General features: G+C 70.2%; 12 protein-coding genes. 3 read left to right on the forward strand and 9 right to left on the reverse strand.

What is annotated here, in order from left to right; genetic code table 11:
* Positions 1-6 precede the first annotated feature (6 nt).
* Together ACH4TL_RS27590 and ACH4TL_RS27595 are read right to left on the reverse strand one after the other, a co-directional pair.
* Positions 7-3,663 carry a BTAD domain-containing putative transcriptional regulator gene (locus tag ACH4TL_RS27590; protein WP_398319795.1) on the reverse strand — a complete coding sequence of 1,219 codons (3,657 nt, stop codon included), beginning with the start codon at positions 3,661-3,663 and terminating at the stop codon, positions 7-9.
* Complete coding sequence (locus tag ACH4TL_RS27595) at positions 3,660-4,457, reverse strand: BTAD domain-containing putative transcriptional regulator (protein ID WP_398319792.1); 798 nt, start codon at positions 4,455-4,457, stop codon at positions 3,660-3,662. The genes ACH4TL_RS27590 and ACH4TL_RS27595 overlap by 4 nt, the downstream gene beginning before the upstream one ends.
* 441 nt (positions 4,458-4,898) lie before the next feature.
* Here ACH4TL_RS27595 and ACH4TL_RS27600 point away from each other — a divergent pair, with 441 nt between their 5' ends.
* Positions 4,899-5,078: a hypothetical protein gene (locus ACH4TL_RS27600; RefSeq protein WP_398319789.1), complete on the forward strand. Its 180-nt coding sequence runs from the start codon at positions 4,899-4,901 to the stop codon at positions 5,076-5,078.
* 66 nt (positions 5,079-5,144) lie between these two features.
* Here the strand turns inward: ACH4TL_RS27600 and ACH4TL_RS27605 are convergent, their stop codons facing one another.
* From ACH4TL_RS27605 to ACH4TL_RS27635, 7 genes are all read right to left on the reverse strand, one after another.
* Complete coding sequence (locus tag ACH4TL_RS27605) at positions 5,145-5,861, reverse strand: ABC transporter ATP-binding protein (RefSeq protein ID WP_398319786.1); 717 nt, start codon at positions 5,859-5,861, stop codon at positions 5,145-5,147.
* Positions 5,858-6,733 (reverse strand): ABC transporter ATP-binding protein, encoded by an 876-nt coding sequence (locus ACH4TL_RS27610; protein WP_398319783.1) that lies wholly within the window; start codon positions 6,731-6,733, stop codon positions 5,858-5,860. The genes ACH4TL_RS27605 and ACH4TL_RS27610 overlap by 4 nt, the downstream gene beginning before the upstream one ends.
* On the reverse strand, positions 6,730-8,478 hold the full coding sequence (locus ACH4TL_RS27615) for a branched-chain amino acid ABC transporter permease (protein ID WP_398319780.1): 1,749 nt from the start codon (positions 8,476-8,478) through the stop codon (positions 6,730-6,732). The genes ACH4TL_RS27610 and ACH4TL_RS27615 overlap by 4 nt, the downstream gene beginning before the upstream one ends.
* A 12-nt stretch (positions 8,479-8,490) precedes the next feature.
* Positions 8,491-9,423, reverse strand: a complete 933-nt coding sequence (locus ACH4TL_RS27620; RefSeq protein WP_398319777.1) for a branched-chain amino acid ABC transporter permease — start codon at positions 9,421-9,423, stop codon at positions 8,491-8,493.
* A 104-nt stretch (positions 9,424-9,527) separates the two neighbouring features.
* Complete coding sequence (locus ACH4TL_RS27625) at positions 9,528-10,757, reverse strand: branched-chain amino acid ABC transporter substrate-binding protein (protein WP_398319774.1); 1,230 nt, start codon at positions 10,755-10,757, stop codon at positions 9,528-9,530.
* A 529-nt stretch (positions 10,758-11,286) separates the two neighbouring features.
* Entirely contained in the window at positions 11,287-11,757 is a 471-nt protein-coding gene (locus ACH4TL_RS27630) for a PaaI family thioesterase (protein WP_398319771.1), read from the reverse strand.
* A gap of 112 nt (positions 11,758-11,869) precedes the next feature.
* Complete coding sequence (locus ACH4TL_RS27635) at positions 11,870-14,164, reverse strand: FdhF/YdeP family oxidoreductase (RefSeq protein ID WP_398319768.1); 2,295 nt, start codon at positions 14,162-14,164, stop codon at positions 11,870-11,872.
* 179 nt (positions 14,165-14,343) lie between these two features.
* Here ACH4TL_RS27635 and polA point away from each other — a divergent pair, with 179 nt between their 5' ends.
* Both polA and ACH4TL_RS27645 read left to right on the forward strand, forming a co-directional pair.
* Positions 14,344-17,079: a DNA polymerase I gene (gene polA, locus ACH4TL_RS27640; protein ID WP_398319765.1), complete on the forward strand. Its 2,736-nt coding sequence runs from the start codon at positions 14,344-14,346 to the stop codon at positions 17,077-17,079.
* Between the two features lie 159 nt (positions 17,080-17,238).
* Positions 17,239-19,026: a lytic transglycosylase domain-containing protein gene (locus ACH4TL_RS27645; protein ID WP_398319763.1), complete on the forward strand. Its 1,788-nt coding sequence runs from the start codon at positions 17,239-17,241 to the stop codon at positions 19,024-19,026.
* The last annotated feature ends 90 nt before the right edge of the window (positions 19,027-19,116 follow it).

Raw genomic sequence — 19,116 nt, forward strand, 5'->3', positions numbered from 1 at the left:
TTGGCTTCAGAACGCCGTGACCGGGTCCAGTAGCTCCAGCAGCTCCCGCACCTCGTCGCCCTTGGCCGTTCCGAGCTGACCGTAAAGGGCGAGCGCCTCGCGCCAGCAGGCCGCGGCGCGGTCGATCTGCCCGAGTTCCGCGAGGACCTTGCCGAGCACGGTCAGGGTGGAGGCGCGGCGCCGGTCGCCGCCGACGAGGCCCAGGGTGAGGGCTTCCTCGGCGTGCGCGGCGGCCTCGGCCGGTCGGCGCAGGGCCAGCTCGATGTCCGCCAGCTGGCGGTGGGCTGTTCCCTCCCACAGGCGCTGGCGGTGCGCGCGGAAGCCATCGAGGGCCTCGGTGAACTGTTCCGCCGCCTCCCTGAGGCGCCCGGCCGCGGCCAGCGCCAGGCCGAGCGCGTACCTCCCGTTGGCCAGACGCAGGGTGAGGCCGAGGCTTTCGTACAGCGCCACGCCCTGCCCGGCCAGCTCGACGGCGTCGGCCGTGCGACCGAGCGCGGAACGGACCCGCGACAGGTGGCACAGCGCCGCGGCTTCGCCGGGCCGGTCCCGGTCGGCGCGGAAGGCATCGATGGCTTGGCGGAAGTGGTCCTCAGCCTCGGCGTACCGCAGCAGAAGGATCGCCGTGATGCCGCACAGGTGGGGGAGACGGCCGCTGACGGCCGGGTCTTCCGCAGCGCGGCCGAGGCTCAGGGCGCGCTGTGCTTGCTCATGGGCCGTTTCGGCCTGACCGCGGAGGTGGAGGGCATGGGCCAGGGCCGCCCTGGCGCGGCTTTCGGCCCGGAGATTCCCTGCGGTCTGCGCGGCCGTGCTGAGGGTCGCGGCCACGGCCTCGTACCGTCGGGTATGGGACCCGGACTCGGCAAGGTCGGAGGCGGCGAGGAGGATGTCCGCTGCCCGGCCCAGGTCCACGCCGGTGGCTGCCTGGGTGGTGCATGCCAAGAGGCAGTCACCCTCGCCGAAGAGCCAGTCGAGCGCGGCGTCGCGGTCCGGGAAGTCGAGGCCCGGGTGGTCGGTGGGCGTCAGATGCTCGACGAGCCGGTCACCGGGCCGTTCCCGCGCGTATATCCGTGCCGCTGTGGCGAGGTAGAAGTCGAGGAGCCGGGAGAGCGCCGTGTCCCGGTCGGACGGGGGCTCGTCGCGCTCGGCGCAGTCGCGGGCGAAGAGGCGTACGAGCTCTGGGTAGCGGTAGCGGCCGGGAACGGCGGATTCCAGCAGAGAGGTGTCGACCAGGGACTCCAGCAGCTCTTCGGTTTCGAACGTGTCCGTGCCGAGGAGGGCGGCCGCCGAGGAGAGGGAGATGTCCGGCTCGTCCGCCAGGGCCAGGAGCCGGAAGGCCCTCGCCTGCCGCGGTGCGAGCTGGCCGTAGCCCAGCTCGAAGGTGGCCTTGACCCCGAGGTCGCCCGCGCGTAGTTCGTCCAGTCGGCGACGCCCGTCGGCGAGCCGGTGCGCCAGGCTGGATACGGTCCAGGTGCGGCGCGCGGCCAGCCGTGCGGCGGCGATGCGAATGGCCAGGGGGAGGAAGCCGCAGGCTTCCACGACGTCCAGGACGGCGTCGCGCTCCCCGACGACCCGCTCTTCGCCCACGATGCGGAGGAAGAGGGTCAGTGCCTCGTCGGGGCTCATCACATCGAGGTCGACGAGGTGGGCGCCCGCCAGGTCCACCAGGCGGGTGCGGCTGGTGACCAGGGTGGCGCAGCCTTCGGTGCCGGGGAGGAGCGGCCGTACTTGGGCGGCGTCGCGGGCGTTGTCGAGGAGGACCAGTACGCGGCGGCCGCCGAGCAGGGACCGGTAGAGGGCGGCGCGTTCCTCGACGCCGTCGGGGATGGCGGCGTCGGGGGTGCCGAGGGCGCGGAGGAAGGAGCCCAGCACGGCTTCGGGGTCGGCGGCGGTGGGCGCCCCGCCCTGAAGGTCGACGTAGAGCTGTCCGTCGGGGAAGGAGGGGCGGGCGGTGTGTGCCACGTGGACGGCGAGGGTGGTCTTGCCGATGCCGCCGATTCCGGCGATGGCGGATACGGCCATGGCGCGTCCTTCGGCCGTGGCGAGCTGTCTCCTCAGCTCCTCGACGAACGCGGCGCGGCCGGTGAAGTCCGGTACGGTCGCCGGAAGTTGGGCTGGTCTGGTGAGGCGGTCGCGTTTCGCTGGATCCGGGGTGGGGACGGCCAATCCGGTGTCGGCCTCCAGGATCCGCTGGTGCAGCGCGGACAGCTCGGGGCGCGGGTCCACGCCCAGCTCGTCGGCGAGCAGCCGTCGGGTGTCGGCGTAGACGGCCAGGGCCTCGGCCTGCCGTCCGCTGCGGTACAGCGCCAGCATCAGCAGCTCGCGCAGCCGCTCGCGCAGCGGGTACGAGGCGGTCAGCGCGGTGAGTTCGGAGACCGCCTCGGAGTGGTGGCCCAGCTCCAGGTCCAGGGCGATCCGGGTCTCCATCAGGGAGCGGTGCCACTCGTGCAGCCGGGTGCGCTGCGTCTCGGCGTATGGCCCAGGGATTCCGGCCAGCGGCTCGCCTTGGAAGAGAGCCAGCGCCTCGTTGAACAGGTCGCGTGCCCGGAGGCGGTCTCCGTGGTGTTGTGCCTTTTCCGCTTCCGCCGCGTACCGCGCGGCCACGTCGATGTCCAGGGCGTCCGGCTCGATCCGGAGGGCGTAGCCGCCCGATTCGTTCACCAGGACCTCGGAGTCAGGGCCGAGGGCCTTGCGCAGCCGGGAGGCGTAGGTGCGCAGCGCGGCGATCGCCGCCTCGGGCGGTTCTTCGCCCCATAGGGCGTCGATCAGTTCGGAGGCGGTCGCGGTGCGCCCCCTGCGCAGCAACAGGGGGGCGAGTAGAGCGCGCTGCTGCGGCGAACCGGTGCTGATCGGTTCCTCGCCACGCCAGGCGCGGACGGGGCCCAGGACGGTGAAGCGCAGCGGCTGCGGAGCCTTGGCGGGGCGCTGGACCGGCGCGGCGAGCGGTTCGGGGTGGGGTGGGGGTTCATCCGGCGGGACAGAGGAGGGGGGTGGCTGGCGCCTGATGTCCAGGGCTTCGGTGGTGCGGCTGGTCTCGTGCAGGGCCCGGCTCAGGAGGGCGCGGAACGGCTGGTGGTCGGGGTGTTCCTGGACGAGGGCGCGTAGCTCGGCGATGACCCGGGCGTGCCGTCCCAGACGCAGCTCGGCGTCGAGGCACAGAGTCGCTGCTTCCCGGTGCTGATCCTCCAGGCGCTGTGCCTGGGCGGCCAGCCGCGGGGCGGCAGTGACGCCCGCGAGGGCGGGGCCGCGCCACAGTGTGTCCGCTGTGCGCAGCAGTTCGCTGACGCGTTCGTGACGGCCCTTCTCCGACTGGCTTCTGGCCTCGTCGAGAAGCCCGGCGAAGCGGGTGAGGTCCAGGTCCTGTGGCGGCACCAGGAGGGTGTAGCCGATGGGGTGGGTCGCGAGCAGGTGGCGTCCGGCGCCGGTTCCGCCCGCGTGGTCGATCCGTCGGCGCAGGTGACTGGCGTGGGTGTGGAGTTGGGCGCGCGCTGAGGCGGGTGGGGAGTCGGCCCAGAGTTCTTCGGTGAGGGTTTCGATGGGGACGGGCTGTCCGCAGCGCAGCAGGAGTGAGGCGAGGAAGACGCGGGCGCGTACCGATGTCGGCGTGACGTCGGTGTCGTTCACGGTGAGTTCGACGGGGCCCAGCAGACGTGCTTCTGTCCTCATGAGGCCGCTCCGGTCCCGGTGCCCTGGACGATGGCGTTCCGCTGGTGGAGCAGGGCGGCGGGGCGCAGTCCGTATTCGCGCTCGCAGCGGGCGAGTTCGTCGGTCACGAGCCGCAGGGCGCGGGTTTCCGCTCCGGCGCGGCACAGGGCGCGGGCGAGGAGGACGACGATGCTCTCGTCGCCCGGGTGCTGGGTGTGGAGGTCCTGGAGTTCGGCGGTGGCCCGGGCGGCGGAGCCGAGTTCCAGCAGGCTGGCGGCGTGGCGTTTGCCGAGGTCGAGCCGGATCTCGGCGAGCGCTTGGCGGGTGCTCAGGATGTATGGGGAGGGCTGGAGGTCGGCGAGCGGCTGGCCGCGCCACAGCTTCAGCGCGGTGGCGTAGTGCGTGAGGGCGGTGCGGGCGTCGCCGCCGTGCTGGGCGGTTTCGCCGTCATCCAGCAGGGCGCGGAAGCCGGTCACGTCGACGGCGTCCGGGGCGGTGTGCAGGACGTAGCTCACCTGGTCCGGGGGGTGGCCGGGGTGGGTGACCAGGCGGGTCACCCCGCCGTCCGAAGTGAACTGCCGGAGCAGCTGGCGCAGATGGTGGATGTGCACATGCAGCGCCTGGGTGGCGGAGGCCGGAGGGGGGCCGGACCAGATGCGCTCGCGGAGGGTGGCGACGGTGACGGCCTGGCGTGGTGAGAGGAGGAGGACGGCGAGCACGGCGCGGCGCTGCGGGGGCCCGATGGTGAGGAGGGTGCCGTCGTGGTGCGCCTCCACCGGCCCCAGGAGCCCGAAGCGGAGCGAAATCGCCTTCACCCCCTCCTGATTGGCGATTGATGAAGGCCAGCCTAGCAGTACACTTAGTGGGCGTTAAGTGAGTGCAGAGCAGATTCAGAGCGGAAACAGAGGGTGAGTGGAGGGGAGCGCGGAAGATGCTGTCGCGTCTGAGCGTTCATCAATCGTCCACGGAGTGAGGGCACTCTGGTCTAACGGCGCACTGACGACTTGCCTAGTCCAGCGTGCGTTCAGGCAGGGCCTTCCGGGGGTGGTAGCCCGGGAGCCCTGCCTTGTCGTGCTTTCTCGCTAACTCTGGCCTAACTCAGGCTACTTCGGCTACCGTCATTCCTGACTCGCCGTGCGATTGCAAAGATCCAGGCCTCCTACCAAGGCCTGTGAGGGGTCTTCTCCCCTGTGCGCGGAGACGTCGAGCTGGACTAGGCATAGTCGAAGGAGAGTGCTGCCGTGTATGCGGGTTCTGTGGTGTGGCTGCTGGCCGGGGTCGTGGTGATCCTGGCCTTTTTCGTTTTGGTTGGCTACCTGGCCAGAGTGTTGCGGGCGGCACGGCGTCTGCCCGGGGTGATCATTGCCCTTGGGACGCTGGTCGGCGTTCTGCCGGCCATCCTCTACGCGATGTATCACGTGGTCGGCGTGGTCTGAGCCGGTGACGGCGGAGGTCCTGCCCGTACCACCGCGGTGCGGACAGGACCTCGGGCTGTGCACTCCTCAGTCCTCGCCGAGGTAAGCCTTCCGCACGGATTCGTCGTGCAGCAGCGCCTCCCCCGTCCCCGACAGCACGATCTTGCCGATCTCCATCACATGGCCGTGATCGGCGAGGGACAGCGCGGCCTGGGCGTTCTGTTCGACCAGCAGGATCGTGGTGCCCTGCGCCTTCAGTTCGGCGATGGTCTGCATGATCTTCTGCATCATGATCGGCGAGAGTCCCATCGAGGGTTCGTCGAGCATCAGCAGCTTGGGGCGGGACATCAGGGCGCGGCCCATGGCGAGCATCTGCTGTTCGCCGCCGGAGAGGGTTCCGGCGGCCTGGGTGCGGCGTTCGCCGAGGATGGGGAAGAGGTCGTACACCTTCCGGACGTCGGCGGCGATCCCGTCGGCGTCCTTGCGGAGAAACGCTCCGAGCTGGAGGTTCTCGGCGATCGTCAGCCGGGGGAAGATGTGCCGGCCCTCGGGGGAGTGGGCCAGGCCCAGGGCGACGATCTTGTGCGCGGGGACGCCGCTCAGCGGTTTGCCGTTGAAGCGGATGGTGCCGCCGAGCGGGCTCAGCAGGCCGGAGAGGGTGCGCAGGGTGGTCGTCTTGCCCGCGCCGTTGGTGCCGATGAGGGTGACGACCTGGCCTGCCTCGACGCTGAACGAGATCCCCTTGACGGCCTCGATCTTGCCGTAGGCGACCCTGAGGTCCTCGACCTCGAGCAGTGCGGTCACTGTCCGTCCTCCGTCCGTGCGTGCGTGGCTTCCTCGGCGGCCTCGATCGCGGCGGCCTCCTCGGCGCCGGGTTCGCCTTCGAAGGGGGTGCCGAGGTAGGCGGCGATGACGCGTTCGTCGCGCTGGACGACGTCGGAGGAGCCCTCGACCAGCTTTTCGCCCTGGACGAGCACGGCGACCCGGTCGCACAGGTTGAAGATGAAGCGCATGTCGTGCTCGATGACGAGGACGGCGGTGCCCGTGTCGCGGATGGCGAAGACGAGTTCCTCGGTGGCCCGGGTCTCCTGGGGGTTCATGCCGGCGGTCGGCTCGTCGAGGAGCAGCAGTCCGGGGTCGCTGGCGAGGGCGCGGGCGATCTCCAGCTTGCGCTGTTCGCCGTAGGGGAGGTTGCGGGAGAGGTGGTCGGCCTTGGCGGCGAGGCCGGTGAACTCCAGGAGTTCCATGGCCCGGGCCTTGGAGGCGGCTTCGGCGCGTTTGAAGCCGGGGCCGCGCAGGAGGGCGGACCACAGCCCTTCCCTGGTGCGGGTGTGGCGGCCGACCAGGACGTTCTCCAGGACGGTCATGTTGGCGAAGAGGCGGATGTTCTGGAAGGTGCGGGCGATGCCTGCCTGGGTGACGAGATGGGGTTTGGGCGGCAGGACGGTGCCCCGGTAGGCGACGCGGCCCTCGGTGGGGACGTAGAGGCCGGTGAGGCAGTTGAAGAAGGTGGTCTTGCCCGCGCCGTTGGGGCCGATGAGGCCGACGATCTCGCCGGGGTGGACGTCGAGGTCGACGGCGCGTACGGCGGTGAGTCCGCCGAAGCGCATGGTGACGCCGGTGGCGGTGAGGACGGGGGCGGCCTTCGCCACAGTGGTCGTGGTCATGTCTGTCATGCCTCCGCCTTGGTGACGCCGACGGCGCTGCCGCTGAGGGCGGCCTGGTCGGGCACGTCGAGCTGTCCCGTCTCGTGGTATTCGAGCTGCTGCCGCCGGTTGGGGATGATCCCTTCGGGGCGGAAGCGCATCAGCAGGATGAGCGCGATGCCGAAGGCGAGGAGTTGGTAGTCCTGGAGGAATTCCAGCTTCTCGGGGATGAGGAAGAGCAGGACCGCGCCCAGCAGGGGTCCACCGATGGTGCCCATGCCGCCGAGGATGACGGCGGCGAGCAGGAAGGTGGAGTTCGGCGGGACGGGTCCGGCGAAGACGTACTGCTCGGGGACGACGGTGGTCTGGACGTGGGCCCAGATGGTTCCGGCGACTCCGGCGAGGGTGGCGCCGAGGGCGAAGGCGATGAGCTTGACGCGGAAGCCGTTGATGCCCATGGCGGTGGCGGCGGTCTCGTCCTCGCGGATGGCGACCCAGGCGCGGCCGATGCGGGAGTTCCCGGCCCGGCTGAAGATGAGCACGACGACGACGGTGACGATCAGCATCAGCAGGTAGTAGTTGCTGTTGGAGTCGAGGGTGAGTCCGGCGAAGCTGTGGTCGTCGTCGAAGTTGAAGCCGAAGATCTCCAGCGGCGGGATGTTGGGGATGCCGTTGGGGCCGTTGGTGACGGAGGGGCCTGAGGTGCCGTCGAGGTTGCTGACGGCGATGCGGAAGATCTCTCCGAAGCCGAGGGTGACGATGGCGAGGTAGTCGCCGCGCAGCCGCAGGGTGGGGGCGCCGATGACGACGCCGAAGATCAGGGACGTCGCGGCGCCGGCGAGCATGGCGGCCCAGAAGGGGAAGGTGACATGGATGGTGGAGGCGGCGGTTCCGGAGACCAGTGCCGCGGTGTAGGCGCCGACGCCGAGGAAGGCGACGTAGCCGAGGTCGAGGAGTCCGGCGAGTCCGACGACGATGTTCAGACCGAGCGCGACGGTCGCGAAGATGGCGATGTTGACGCCGAGTTCGGTGTAGCTGGCCTTGTCCTGGGTGAAGGGGAAGACCAGCGCGGTCACCAGGGCCGCGGTCAGGGTGAGGGAGCGGTAGGTGCTGGTGAGGCCGCTGAGCCGGGTGATGAGCCCGGCCTTGAGGAGGGCCGGGGCGGCGAAGCACAGCGCGATGAGGTAGCCGATGAACGGCTGCGGGTTGTCCTCGTCGGTCCGGATGCCGTAGTTGACGACGTACAGGCCGAGGGTGAAGACGGCCGCGATGATGAGGATGTCCGCCCAGGACGGGAGCGGGACGGGGCGGCGGAGCGGCCGGGTGTCGTCGGGGAGCAGGAACGTGGTGGCGACGGGCGCGGCGCTGGCGACGGCGGCGACCCAGCCGCCGGGTTCCAGGTTGACCAGACCGCCCTGGTCGACGGCGATGGCGAGCAGGGTGAACCAGGTGGTGGCGAAGGCGCCGAGGGCCAGCAGCCGCAGGGCCGCGGTGGAGCCCGCCGGGGTGAGCCAGCGCAGGCCCCGGATGCCGAGGGCGGCGGCCGCGAACAGCAGGGTGGCCAGGCCGAGGGCGAGGGTGAGGACCTGGAGGCCGCCGGGGTAGCCGTAGACGGTGAGGTCGCCGGGGAAGTCGGAGGTCCAGGTCCAGGCGAGGAAGGTGGAGGCCACGGTGGCGAGGCCGCCGGCCGCGGTGAGGGCCCGGAGCAGGGTGGTGCGCGGGGCCGGGGTGGCTTCTCCGGCGGCGCCGGTGGCCTTGCTGATGTCGGTGGTCATCGGTTCACTCCCTCAGGCCCGGTCCGCTACGCGTTCGCCGAGCAGTCCCTGGGGTCTGACCAGCAGGACGAGGATGAGCAGGGTGAAGGCCCAGACGTCCTTCCAGGCCCCGCCGCCGAGCTGGTCCATTCCGGGGATGTCCTGGATGTATTTGATGGCCAGGGCCTCGGCGATGCCGAGGACGACGCCGCCGAGCATGGCGCCGTAGATGTTGCCGATGCCGCCGAGCACGGCGGCGGTGAAGGCCTTGAGTCCGGCGATGAAGCCCATCTCGAAGTTGATCTGGCCGTATTTGAGGCCGTGGGAGAGGGCGGCGACGGCGGCGAACGCGCCGCCGATGGCGAAGGCCATGACGATGATGCGGTCGGTGTTGATGCCCATCAGCCTGGCGGTGTCGGGGTCCTGGGCGGTGGCCTGCATGGCGCGCCCGGCCCGGCTCTTGGAGACGAACAGCCCGAGCGCGAGCATGCACAGCGGGGCGGCTATCAGCAGGAACGCGTCGCCGCGCTGGATGTGCAGGCTGTCCGTGATCTGGAACGAGCTGCCCTCGAACTGCGGGAAGCTGCGGGCCTTCTTGGCGTCGGGGTAGAACGCCCAGATGGCCTGCTGGAGCGCGATGGACAGGCCGATCGCGGTGATCAGGGGGGCCAGCCGGGGGCCGCCGCGCAGGGGCCGGTAGGCGAAGCGCTCGGCGGCCGTGGCGATCGCGACCGAGGCGAGGATGCCGCCGACGAGCATGAGCGGCAGGGCCAGGGCCAGCGCGGTGCCGCTGGGCAGCCAGAGGTAGACGGTGAGGGCGCCGAAGCCCCCGATCATGAAGATCTCGCCGTGGGCGAAGTTGATGAGCTGGACGATGCCGTAGACCATGGTGTACCCGATGGCGATCAAGCCGTAGAGCGCGCCGAGGGTCAGGCCGTTGACCAGCGTTTGCGGCAGTTCGTGCACCGCAGGGCCTCCGATGAGCGTGTCGGATATGACGCCGCGCGAGGGCGCTGGTGTGCGCCCTCGCGCGGTTGTCTTGCGTGGCTGGGCGGGGTGTTGCCCTGGGATCAGTCCTTGAAGGTCCTGCTCGTCACGTCCTTCCAGGCGCCGTTCTTCACCTGGTAGACGGTGAGCTGCTTGTTGGTGGTGTCGCCGTACTTGTCGAAGGAGACCTTGCCGGTGACGCCGTCGAACGAGACCTTGTTCAGCGCCTCGGTGATCTTGGCGCGGGCGTCGTCGGGGAGCTTGCCGTCGTTGTCGGCGGCGACGGCCTTGACGGCCTGGACGATGGCCCAGGCGGCGTCGTAGGAGTAGCCGCCGTAGGCGCCGTACGGGTCCGGGTACTTCTGGGCCGCGTAGTTCTTGACGAACGACTTGGCGGAGGGCAGGTCTTCTACGGGGTAGCCGACGGAGGTCGCGAGGTCGCCGTCGTTGCTGGTGCCGGACGCCTTGATGAAGGCGGGGTCGTAGATGCCGTCGCCGCCCATCACCGGGACCTGCGCCCCGGCCTGCTTGATCTGGTCGGACAGCAGTCCGCCCTCGGGGTACTGGCCGCCGAAGTAGACGGAGTCGGCGCCGGAGGACCTGACCTTGCCCGCGATGCCGGAGAAGTCGGTCTCCTTGACGGTGAGGTGGTCGGTGCCGACCACGGTGCCGCCGAGGCGCTTGAACTCCTGGGCGAAGATCTTGGCGAGCCCGGCGCCGTAGGTCTGCTTGTCGTCGACGACGAAGACCTTCCGCTTCTTCGCGTCCTTGTAGTAGTACTGCGCGGCGAAGCGGCCCTGGATGATGTCGGTGGTCGCGGTGCGGAAGTAGGTCTTGAACGGGCGGGACTTCTTGCCCGAGGCCCATGCGTCGCCCTGGCTGAGCGCCGGGTTGGTGTTGGCGGGGGAGACCTCGGCCAGGTCCGCCTTGGCGAAGACGCCCTGCATGGACTGGGCGACGCCGGAGTTCAGCGGGCCGACCGTGCCGAGGATGGTGTCCTCGTCCACCATCGAGGTGGCGTTCTGCTTGCCGGAGGACGGCACGGCCTGGTCGTCGTAGGACTTGATCTTGAAGGTGACGCCGGGGACCTCGTTCTGCTTGTTGGCCACCTTGGTGGCGAGGTCGACGGAGTTCTTGATGCCCTGGCCGAGCGCCGACAGGGAGCCGGTGAGCGGGGCGTCGACGCCGATGACGACGGTGGTCTTCTTGTTCTTGTCCCCGCTGTCGGTCTGGCCGCGCGAACCGCAGGCGCTGAGGGTGAGGGCTCCCGCGGTGATCGCGGTCGTCAGGATGAGCAAGGAGCGCTGTCGCACGAAGAATCCTTTCCCTGGCCCGGCCGCCCCTCTGGATGGGGCGCCGTGTCCGCGCCGGTGGATCTGTTACAGCCGTACAGGTGCTGGCGAACACCCGTCGGGGGTCGTGACTGACTGTGAATGTAAGGGCGGGGCGCAACAGGGGGCAGAGGTGCAGCCCATGATGTGACTGTCTTGTTATGACCCAGGTCACGTTCTTGTGTCGGTGTAGCGGAACGGAAGAGACAAAGTGGGTCTTTACGGACGATTCATGAGGTCCGGATAGTGAGAAGCTGCAGTTCCGCTAAGCAGTCGGGGGAACTTGCGAACGAAGTGTGGAGGCGCGTGCCCACGGCGTCGGGGAGAGGTCGTCATCGATGACGTCACGAGGTGAGCGCGCTCGATCTTTTATTGCGCGTGTGTTACGGAGTGTTACAAGTACGGCGAGCGATTCCGGCCGCCCTTACTTAGTGCGGTGCGCAAACAGAAGCGGCACCCCCGGATCCGGGGGTGCCGCTTCTGTGAGTGAGATGAGGCTGGGCGGGGCGCTCTACGGCTTCGGCAGGCCCTCCGCCTCGCGCAGCAGGCAGGTCAGCCGGGCGGTGCACACCCGGCGGTCCTGCTCGTCGCTGATGACGATCTCGTACGTGGCGGTCGAGCGCCCCCGGTGGACGGGGGTGGCGACGCCGGTGACCAGGCCGGAGCGCGCCCCGCGGTGGTGGGTGCAGTTGAGGTCGACGCCGACCGCGATCCGGCCGCTGCCGCCGTGCAGCATCGAGCCCACCGAGCCCAGGGTCTCGGCGAGCACGGCGGACGCGCCGCCGTGCAGCAGCCCGTACGGCTGGGTGTTGCCCTCGACGGGCATGGTGCCCACGACCCGCTCCGCGGAGGCCTCGATGATCTGCACGCCCATGCGGGTGCCGAGGTGGCCGGCGGAGAACAGCGCGAGGAGGTCGACGCCGAGTGCCGCGTACTCGTCGATGACCTCTTGCGGGAACTTCACGCTGGCCTGCTCGCCCATCGGACCGGCTCCGTTCGGTTGCTCAGGGTGGCCGTCGGCTGGCGACGGCCACCTGCTGGTGATGGCCCCTTCTTATCAGGCGGCTGAGCGAACGCTTAGACGGGGTGACCCGTCAGACGGGACGGGTCTGCTCCAGGCGGATCACCACGGACTTGCTGGCCGGGGTGTTGCTGGTGTCGGCGGTGGCGTCCAGCGGCACCAGCACGTTGGTCTCCGGGTAGTACGCGGCGGCGCAGCCGCGCGCGGTCGGGTAGTGGACCACCCGGAAGCCGGGGGCGCGGCGCTCCACGCCGTCCGTCCACTCGCTGATCAGGTCGGTGTAGTCGCCGTCGGCGAGGCCGAGGGCGCGGGCGTCCTCGGGGTGCACCAGCACCACCCGGCGGCCGTTCTTGATGCCGCGGTAGCGGTCGTCCAGGCCGTAGATGGTGGTGTTGTACTGGTCGTGGGAGCGGAGGGTCTGGAGCAGCAGCCGGCCCTCGGGGGCCTTCGGGTACTCCACGGGGGCGGCGGTGAAGTTGGCCTTGCCGGTGGTGGTCGGGAAGCTGCGGCTGTCCCGCGGGGCGTGCGGCAGGGCGAACCCGGACGGGTTGCTCACCTTGGCGTTGAAGTCCTCAAAGCCGGGGATGACGGCCGCGATGCGGTCCCGGATCGTGGCGTAGTCCTTGGTGAACTCCTCCCACGGGGTGCTGCTCCCGTCTCCCAGCACGCGCCGGGCCAGCCGGGAGACGATGGCCGGTTCGGAGAGCAGCTGGGGGCTCGCGGGCTCCAGTCGGCCGCGCGAGGCGTGCACCATGCCCATCGAGTCCTCGACGGTGACGAACTGCGGCCCGCCGTCCTGGACGTCCCGTTCGGTGCGGCCGAGGGTGGGCAGGATCAGCGCGCGGGCGCCGGTGACCACGTGGGAGCGGTTGAGCTTGGTGGAGACGTGGACGGTCAGCCGGGCGGCGCGCATCGCGGCCTCGGTGACGTCGGTGTCGGGGGAGGCGGCCACGAAGTTGCCGCCCATGGCGAAGAAGACCTTGGCTTGTCCGTCGCGCATCGCGCGGATGGCGCGGACGACGTCGAAGCCGTGCTCGCGCGGCGGCGCGAAGCCGAACTCCTTCTCCAGGGCGTCCAGGAAGGCGGGCGCGGGCCGCTCGAAGATGCCCATGGTGCGGTCGCCCTGCACATTGCTGTGGCCGCGCACCGGGCACACCCCGGCGCCGGGGCGGCCGACGTTGCCGCGCAGCAGCAGGAAGTTCACGACTTCCCGGATGGTGGGCACGGAGTGCTTGTGCTGGGTCAGGCCCATCGCCCAGCAGACGATGGTGCGCTTGGAGGCGAGGACCATGCGCAGCGCGCGGTCGATCTCGTCGCGCTCCAGGCCGGTGGCGCTCAGCGTCTCGTCCCAGTCGGCGTCGCGGGCGGCGGCGGCGAACTCCTCGAAGCCATGGGTGTGCTCGGCGATGAAGTCCTCGTCGACCACGCCGGGGGTCTTGTCGGAAGCCTCCAGGATCAGCTTGTTGAGGAGGCGGAAGAGGGCCTGGTCGCCGCCGATCTTGATCTGGAGGAAGAGGTCGGTGAGCGAGGTGCCGCCGCCCGCGAGTCCCTTGGCGTTCTGCGGGTTCTTGAACCGCTCCAGACCTGCCTCGGGCAGCGGATTGACGGATATGATCCGCGCGCCGTTGGCCTTGGCCTTCTCCAGCGCGGAGAGCATCCGCGGATGGTTGGTGCCCGGGTTCTGTCCGGCGACGATGATCAGGTCGGCCTTGTAGAGGTCCTCCAGCAGCACGCTGCCCTTGCCGACGCCCAGGGTCTCGGTCAGCGCCGAGCCCGAGGACTCGTGGCACATGTTGGAGCAGTCGGGCAGGTTGTTGGTGCCGAACTCGCGGGCGAAGAGCTGGTAGAGGAACGCGGCCTCGTTGCTGGTGCGGCCGGAGGTGTAGAAGACGGCCTCGTCGGGGGAGTCCAGGGCGCGCAGTTCGTCGGCGATGATGTCGAACGCGCGGTCCCAGCTGACCGGCTCGTAGGCGTCGGCGCCCTCGGGCAGGTACATGGGCTGGGTGAGCCGCCCCTGCTGGCCGAGCCAGTAACCGCTGCGGGTGGCGAGGTCGGCCACCGGGTGGGCGGCGAAGAAGTCGGGGGTGACCCGGCGCAGGGTCGCCTCCTCGGCGACGGCCTTCGCGCCGTTCTCGCAGAACTCGGCCGCGTGCCGCTTGTCCGGCTCGGGCCAGGCGCAGCCGGGGCAGTCGAAGCCCTTCTTCTGGTTGACCTGGAGGAGGGTGAGCGCGGTGCGGCGTACTCCCATCTGCTGATGGGCGATGCGCAGGGAGTGACCGACCGCGGGGAAGCCGGCGGCCGCGTGTTTCGGGGGTACGACCTCCGGCGCGTCCTGGACCGGATCGCCTGCGGGTGGCTTGGCTGCCATGTCGTTCCCCTTGTGTCCACTCGGCTTCGACTTGGTTCGCCGACGGGTTTCGCCGGCGCGGTGGTCCCCCGTCGATCCTTTCATGAGTCACGGACTTTGGGACCACCCGGTGTGGTCTGCCGGGTGCGGGAGGTGGGAGGCGGGCGGCGTTGTCGGTGGGGCGTGGCAGGATCGGGTTCGTGGCAGAGAAAGCATCGAAGAAGACCGCAGCGCCCGCGCCCGACCGCACGGGGGACCGTCCCCGCCTGCTCCTGCTGGACGGGCATTCCCTGGCATACCGGGCGTTCTTCGCGCTTCCGGCGGAGAATTTCAGCACGACCACCGGCCAGACGACGAACGCGATCTACGGCTTCACCTCGATGCTGGCCAACACCCTCCGTGACGAGCAGCCCACGCACCTGGCGGTGGCGTTCGACGTCTCGCGCAAGACCTGGCGCTCCGAGCAGTTCACGGAGTACAAGGCGAACCGCTCCAAGACCCCGGACGAGTTCAAGGGGCAGGTCGAGCTGATCGGCGAGCTGCTGGACACGATGAACGTCACGCGCTTCGCGGTGGACGGCTTCGAGGCGGACGACGTGATCGCGACCCTCGCCACCCAGGCCGAGGCCGAGGGCTTCGAGGTGCTGATCGTCACCGGTGACCGCGATTCGTTCCAGCTGGTCACCGACCATGTCACGGTTCTCTACCCGACCAAGGGCGTCTCCGAGCTGACCCGGTTCACCCCGGAGAAGGTACAGGAGAAGTACGGGCTCACCCCGCGCCAGTACCCCGACTTCGCGGCGCTGCGCGGCGACCCGTCGGACAACCTGCCCGGCATCCCGGGCGTCGGCGAGAAGACCGCCGCGAAGTGGATCAACCAGTTCGGGTCGTTCCAGGAGCTGGTGGAGCGGGTCGCCGAGGTCAAGGGCAAGGTCGGCGAGAAGCTGCGCGACCACCTGGAGTCCGTCAAGCTCAACCGGCAGCTGACCGAGCTGGTCAGGGACGTGGAGCTGGGCGTGGGACCCGACGGTCTCAAGCGCGTGCCGTACGACCGCTCCGCGCTGGCCGTGATCATGGACGCGCTGGAGTTCCGCCACCAGAACTTCCGCGACCGCGTCCTGGCCGTCGACCCGGGCGCGGCCGAGGAGGAACCGGCCGCCGCGGCCCCCGGTGTCGAGGTCGACGGGGTGCGGATCGCCGCGGGCGAGCTGGCGCCCTGGCTGGCGGACCGCGGCGCCGAGCCGCTGGGCCTGGCCACCGTGGACACCTGGGCGCTGGGCAGCGGCAGTGTCAGCGAGGTCGCGCTGGCCACCGCGGGCGGCCCCGCCGTGTGCTTCGACCCCACCGAGCTGGACGAGGCCGACGAGCGGGCCTTCGCGGCCTGGTCCGCCGACCCGGGCCGGCCGAAGGTCCTGCACAACGCCAAGGGCACCATGCGGGTCTTCGCCGAGCACGGCTGGTCCGTCGCGGGCGTCTCCATGGACACCGCGCTGGCCGCCTATCTGGTCAAGCCGGGCCGCCGTTCCTTCGAACTGGACGCCCTGTCGGTCGAGTACCTGGGCCGCGAGCTGTCCCCGGCGGCCGCCGCGGACAGCGGGCAGCTCGCCTTCGGTGCCGACGAACAGGCCGAGCAGGACGCCCTGATGATCAAGGCGCGTACGGTGCTCGACCTCGGCGAGGCGTTCCGCGAGCGGCTGGCGGAGGTCGGCGCGGCCGGGCTGCTGAGCGATGTGGAGCTGCCCACCTCCGAGCTGCTGGCCCGGCTGGAGCGCTCCGGCATCGCCGCCGACCGCGGCTGGCTGGACCGCATGGAGCAGCAGTTCGCGGGCGCCGTCCAGCAGGCGGTGAAGGAGGCGCACGCCGCGGTGGGCCACGAGTTCAACCTCGGCTCGCCCAAGCAGCTCCAGGAAGTGCTCTTCAACGAGCTGGGCCTGCCCAAGACCAAGAAGACCAAGACCGGGTACACGACGGACGCCGACGCGCTCGCCTGGCTGGCCGGGCAGACCGACCACGAACTCCCGGTGATCATGCTGCGCCACCGGGAGCAGGCCCGGCTGCGCTCCACCGTGGAGGGGCTGATCAAGACGATCTCCCCCGGCGGCCGCATCCACACCACCTTCAACCAGACGGTGGCGGCGACCGGGCGGCTGTCCTCGACCGACCCCAACCTCCAGAACATCCCGGTGCGCACGGACGAGGGCCGGGCGATCCGGCGCGGCTTCGTCGTCGGCGAGGGCTTCGAATCCCTGATGACCGCCGACTACAGCCAGATCGAGCTGCGGGTGATGGCCCATCTCTCGGAGGACGAGGGCCTGATCGAGGCGTTCACCTCCGGTGAGGACCTGCACACCACCGTCGCCTCCCAGGTGTTCGGGGTGGAGAAGTCCGAGGTCGACCCGGAGATGCGGCGCAAGATCAAGGCCATGTCGTACGGGCTGGCGTACGGGCTCTCGGCGTTCGGCCTCTCCGGGCAGCTGGGCATCGGCCCGGACGAGGCCCGCCGCCTCATGGAGAACTTCTTCGAGCGGTTCGGCGGCGTCCGCGACTATCTCCAGCGGGTCGTGGAAGAGGCGCGCGCCGTCGGCTACACGGAGACCATGCTCGGCCGCCGCCGCTACCTCCCGGATCTCACCAGCGACAACCGGCAGCGCCGCGAGATGGCCGAGCGGATGGCGCTCAACGCCCCGATCCAGGGCACCGCCGCCGACATCGTGAAGATCGCGATGCTGAAGGTGGACGCCGCGTTGACGGCAAGCGAACTCTCGTCGCGGATGCTGCTCCAGGTGCACGACGAAATCGTGCTGGAGATCGCGCCGGGGGAGCGGGAGCGGGTCGAGGAGCTGGTGCGGCGCGAGATGGCCGGTGCCTTCCAACTGAGCGCTCCGCTGGATGTGTCGGTGGGCGTCGGTGCCGACTGGGAGTCGGCGGCGCACTGAGGGGGCGCCCGGGCGCACTTGGCGGAATCGTCAAGTCCCGGCCCTCGAATGGCCGCTGACGGGCGGTAGGCACCGGTGGTCGCGGGTCCTAAGTTGTCGTAGTGTCACCAGGGTTGACGCGCGGGGGAGCGCATTGTGTTCGACGGGAGGGACACACGAATGGCACCGCTTATCGGCCGACGTCTGCGCAAGGGGGCGGCTACGACGGCGGTGGCGGCGGCCGCGATGGCCGCCCTCACCGCGTCCCAGGCGCCCGGTTTCGCCGCGCAGGGGCACGGCGACCGGGATCACCGGGACCGGGACCGGGCCAGTGGGGCGCAGCCGTCGCCCGATACGCCGATCGACGGCGACTCCTCGTACCACACCGATCTGCCGCCGCTGACCAAGCCGGACAAGCCGGGCTCCTCGATCGACCTCCCCGGGTTCCCGGGCAGCAGCACCAGGGCCGAGGCGGGTATCCCGGCGAGCGTTCTCGCCGCGTACAAGAAGGCGGAGGCGACACTCCGGGACTCCAAGCCCGGCTGCAACCTGCCGTGGCAGCTGCTCGCGGCGATCGGCAAGGTCGAGTCCGGCCAGGCCCGCGGCGGCAACGTGGACAGCGACGGCACGACCGTCAGCCCCATCCTCGGTCCGGCCCTCAACGGCAACGGCTTCGCCCTGATCAAGGACACCGACGGCGGCGAGTTCGACGGGGACACCACCCACGACCGGGCCGTCGGCCCGATGCAGTTCATCCCGTCCACCTGGGCGAACTGGAGCCAGGACGGCAACGGGGACGGCAGCTCGGACCCCAACAACATCTACGACGCGGCGCTCGCCGCCGGGTACTACCTGTGTGCCAACAACCGTGATCTGTCCGTCCAGAAGGACATCAACGCGGCGATCCTCGGTTACAACCACTCGCAGGAGTATCTGAACACCGTCCTGTCGTGGTTCGAGTACTACAAGAGCGGCACCCACGAGGTTCCCGACGGCACCGGCGTGCTGCCCTCGGAGAAGAGCGTCCCGCCCGGCGGCGGCTCCAAGGAATCCGGCAAGGGGGGCAAGGATTCCGAGAAGGGCAAGGAGAAGGACAAGGATTCCGGCAAGGGCAACGGCGGCATGCACACCCTGCCCAAGCCGGACGACGAGCCCGAGAACTCCCCGTCCCCCCCGCCCGGCAAGGACGACGACCCGGGGCAGACGCCTGGTTCGCAGCTCCCCAAGCCGCCGACCACGCCGCCCACCACCCCCGCTCCCAAGCCCACCGGCGCCGCCAAGCTGACGGCGGTCGGCGCCAAGCAGCTCACCGCCACCGCCGGGGAGACGTTCACCGGGTCCCCCAAGGTCCGCGCGGTGGACTCCAAGGGCAAGCCGGTGGCCGCGGCGCGCGTGAAGTACGAGATCCGCGGCGTGACGAGCGCCCGCTTCCTCGGCCTCATGCGTTCCGTCACCGTGCTCACCGGCCCGGACGGCACCGCCACCGCCCCCAAGCTGCTCGCGGGCGAGCGGACCGGCTCCTTCACCCTGCGCGCCACGGCCGTGGGGCGCGAGCAGGTGACTCCGGTCGACTTCGCCGCGACCGTCAAGGCCCGCCCCGTACCGCAGGCCGATGCGCTGGCCCGCCTCGGTGAGGGCGAGTTCAAGGCCGGGACCAGCGGCTCGTTCGCCGATCTCCTCACGGTCAAGGCGACCAACAAGGGCAAGGCCGCTGCGGGCGTCCCGGTCACCGCGACCATGATCAAGGACACCAAGAAGCCCGAGCTGAACGACAAGGGTCCGTACTTCCTCGACGCGAAGGGCAAGCCGGTCCGCACCCTGACCGGCCTGAAGACCAACGCCCTCGGACAGCTGACGCTTCCGAAGATCCTCACCGACGAGCACGCGGGCAGCTATCTGCTCCGTCTCACCACGGCGGACGGAGCCGTCCTGGACGTCGAGCTGACCGTCACCCCGGACACCCCCTAGCTGTGTTGTCCCGGCACGTTGGTGACAGGCGACGCGCCGTGAGTGGTGCTTGAACGAGGCGAGGGCCTCTGGTTTCGGTGTGGATTGCGA

Source organism: Streptomyces sp. NPDC021115 (assembly GCF_044333065.1).
GTDB lineage: Bacteria > Actinomycetota > Actinomycetes > Streptomycetales > Streptomycetaceae > Streptomyces.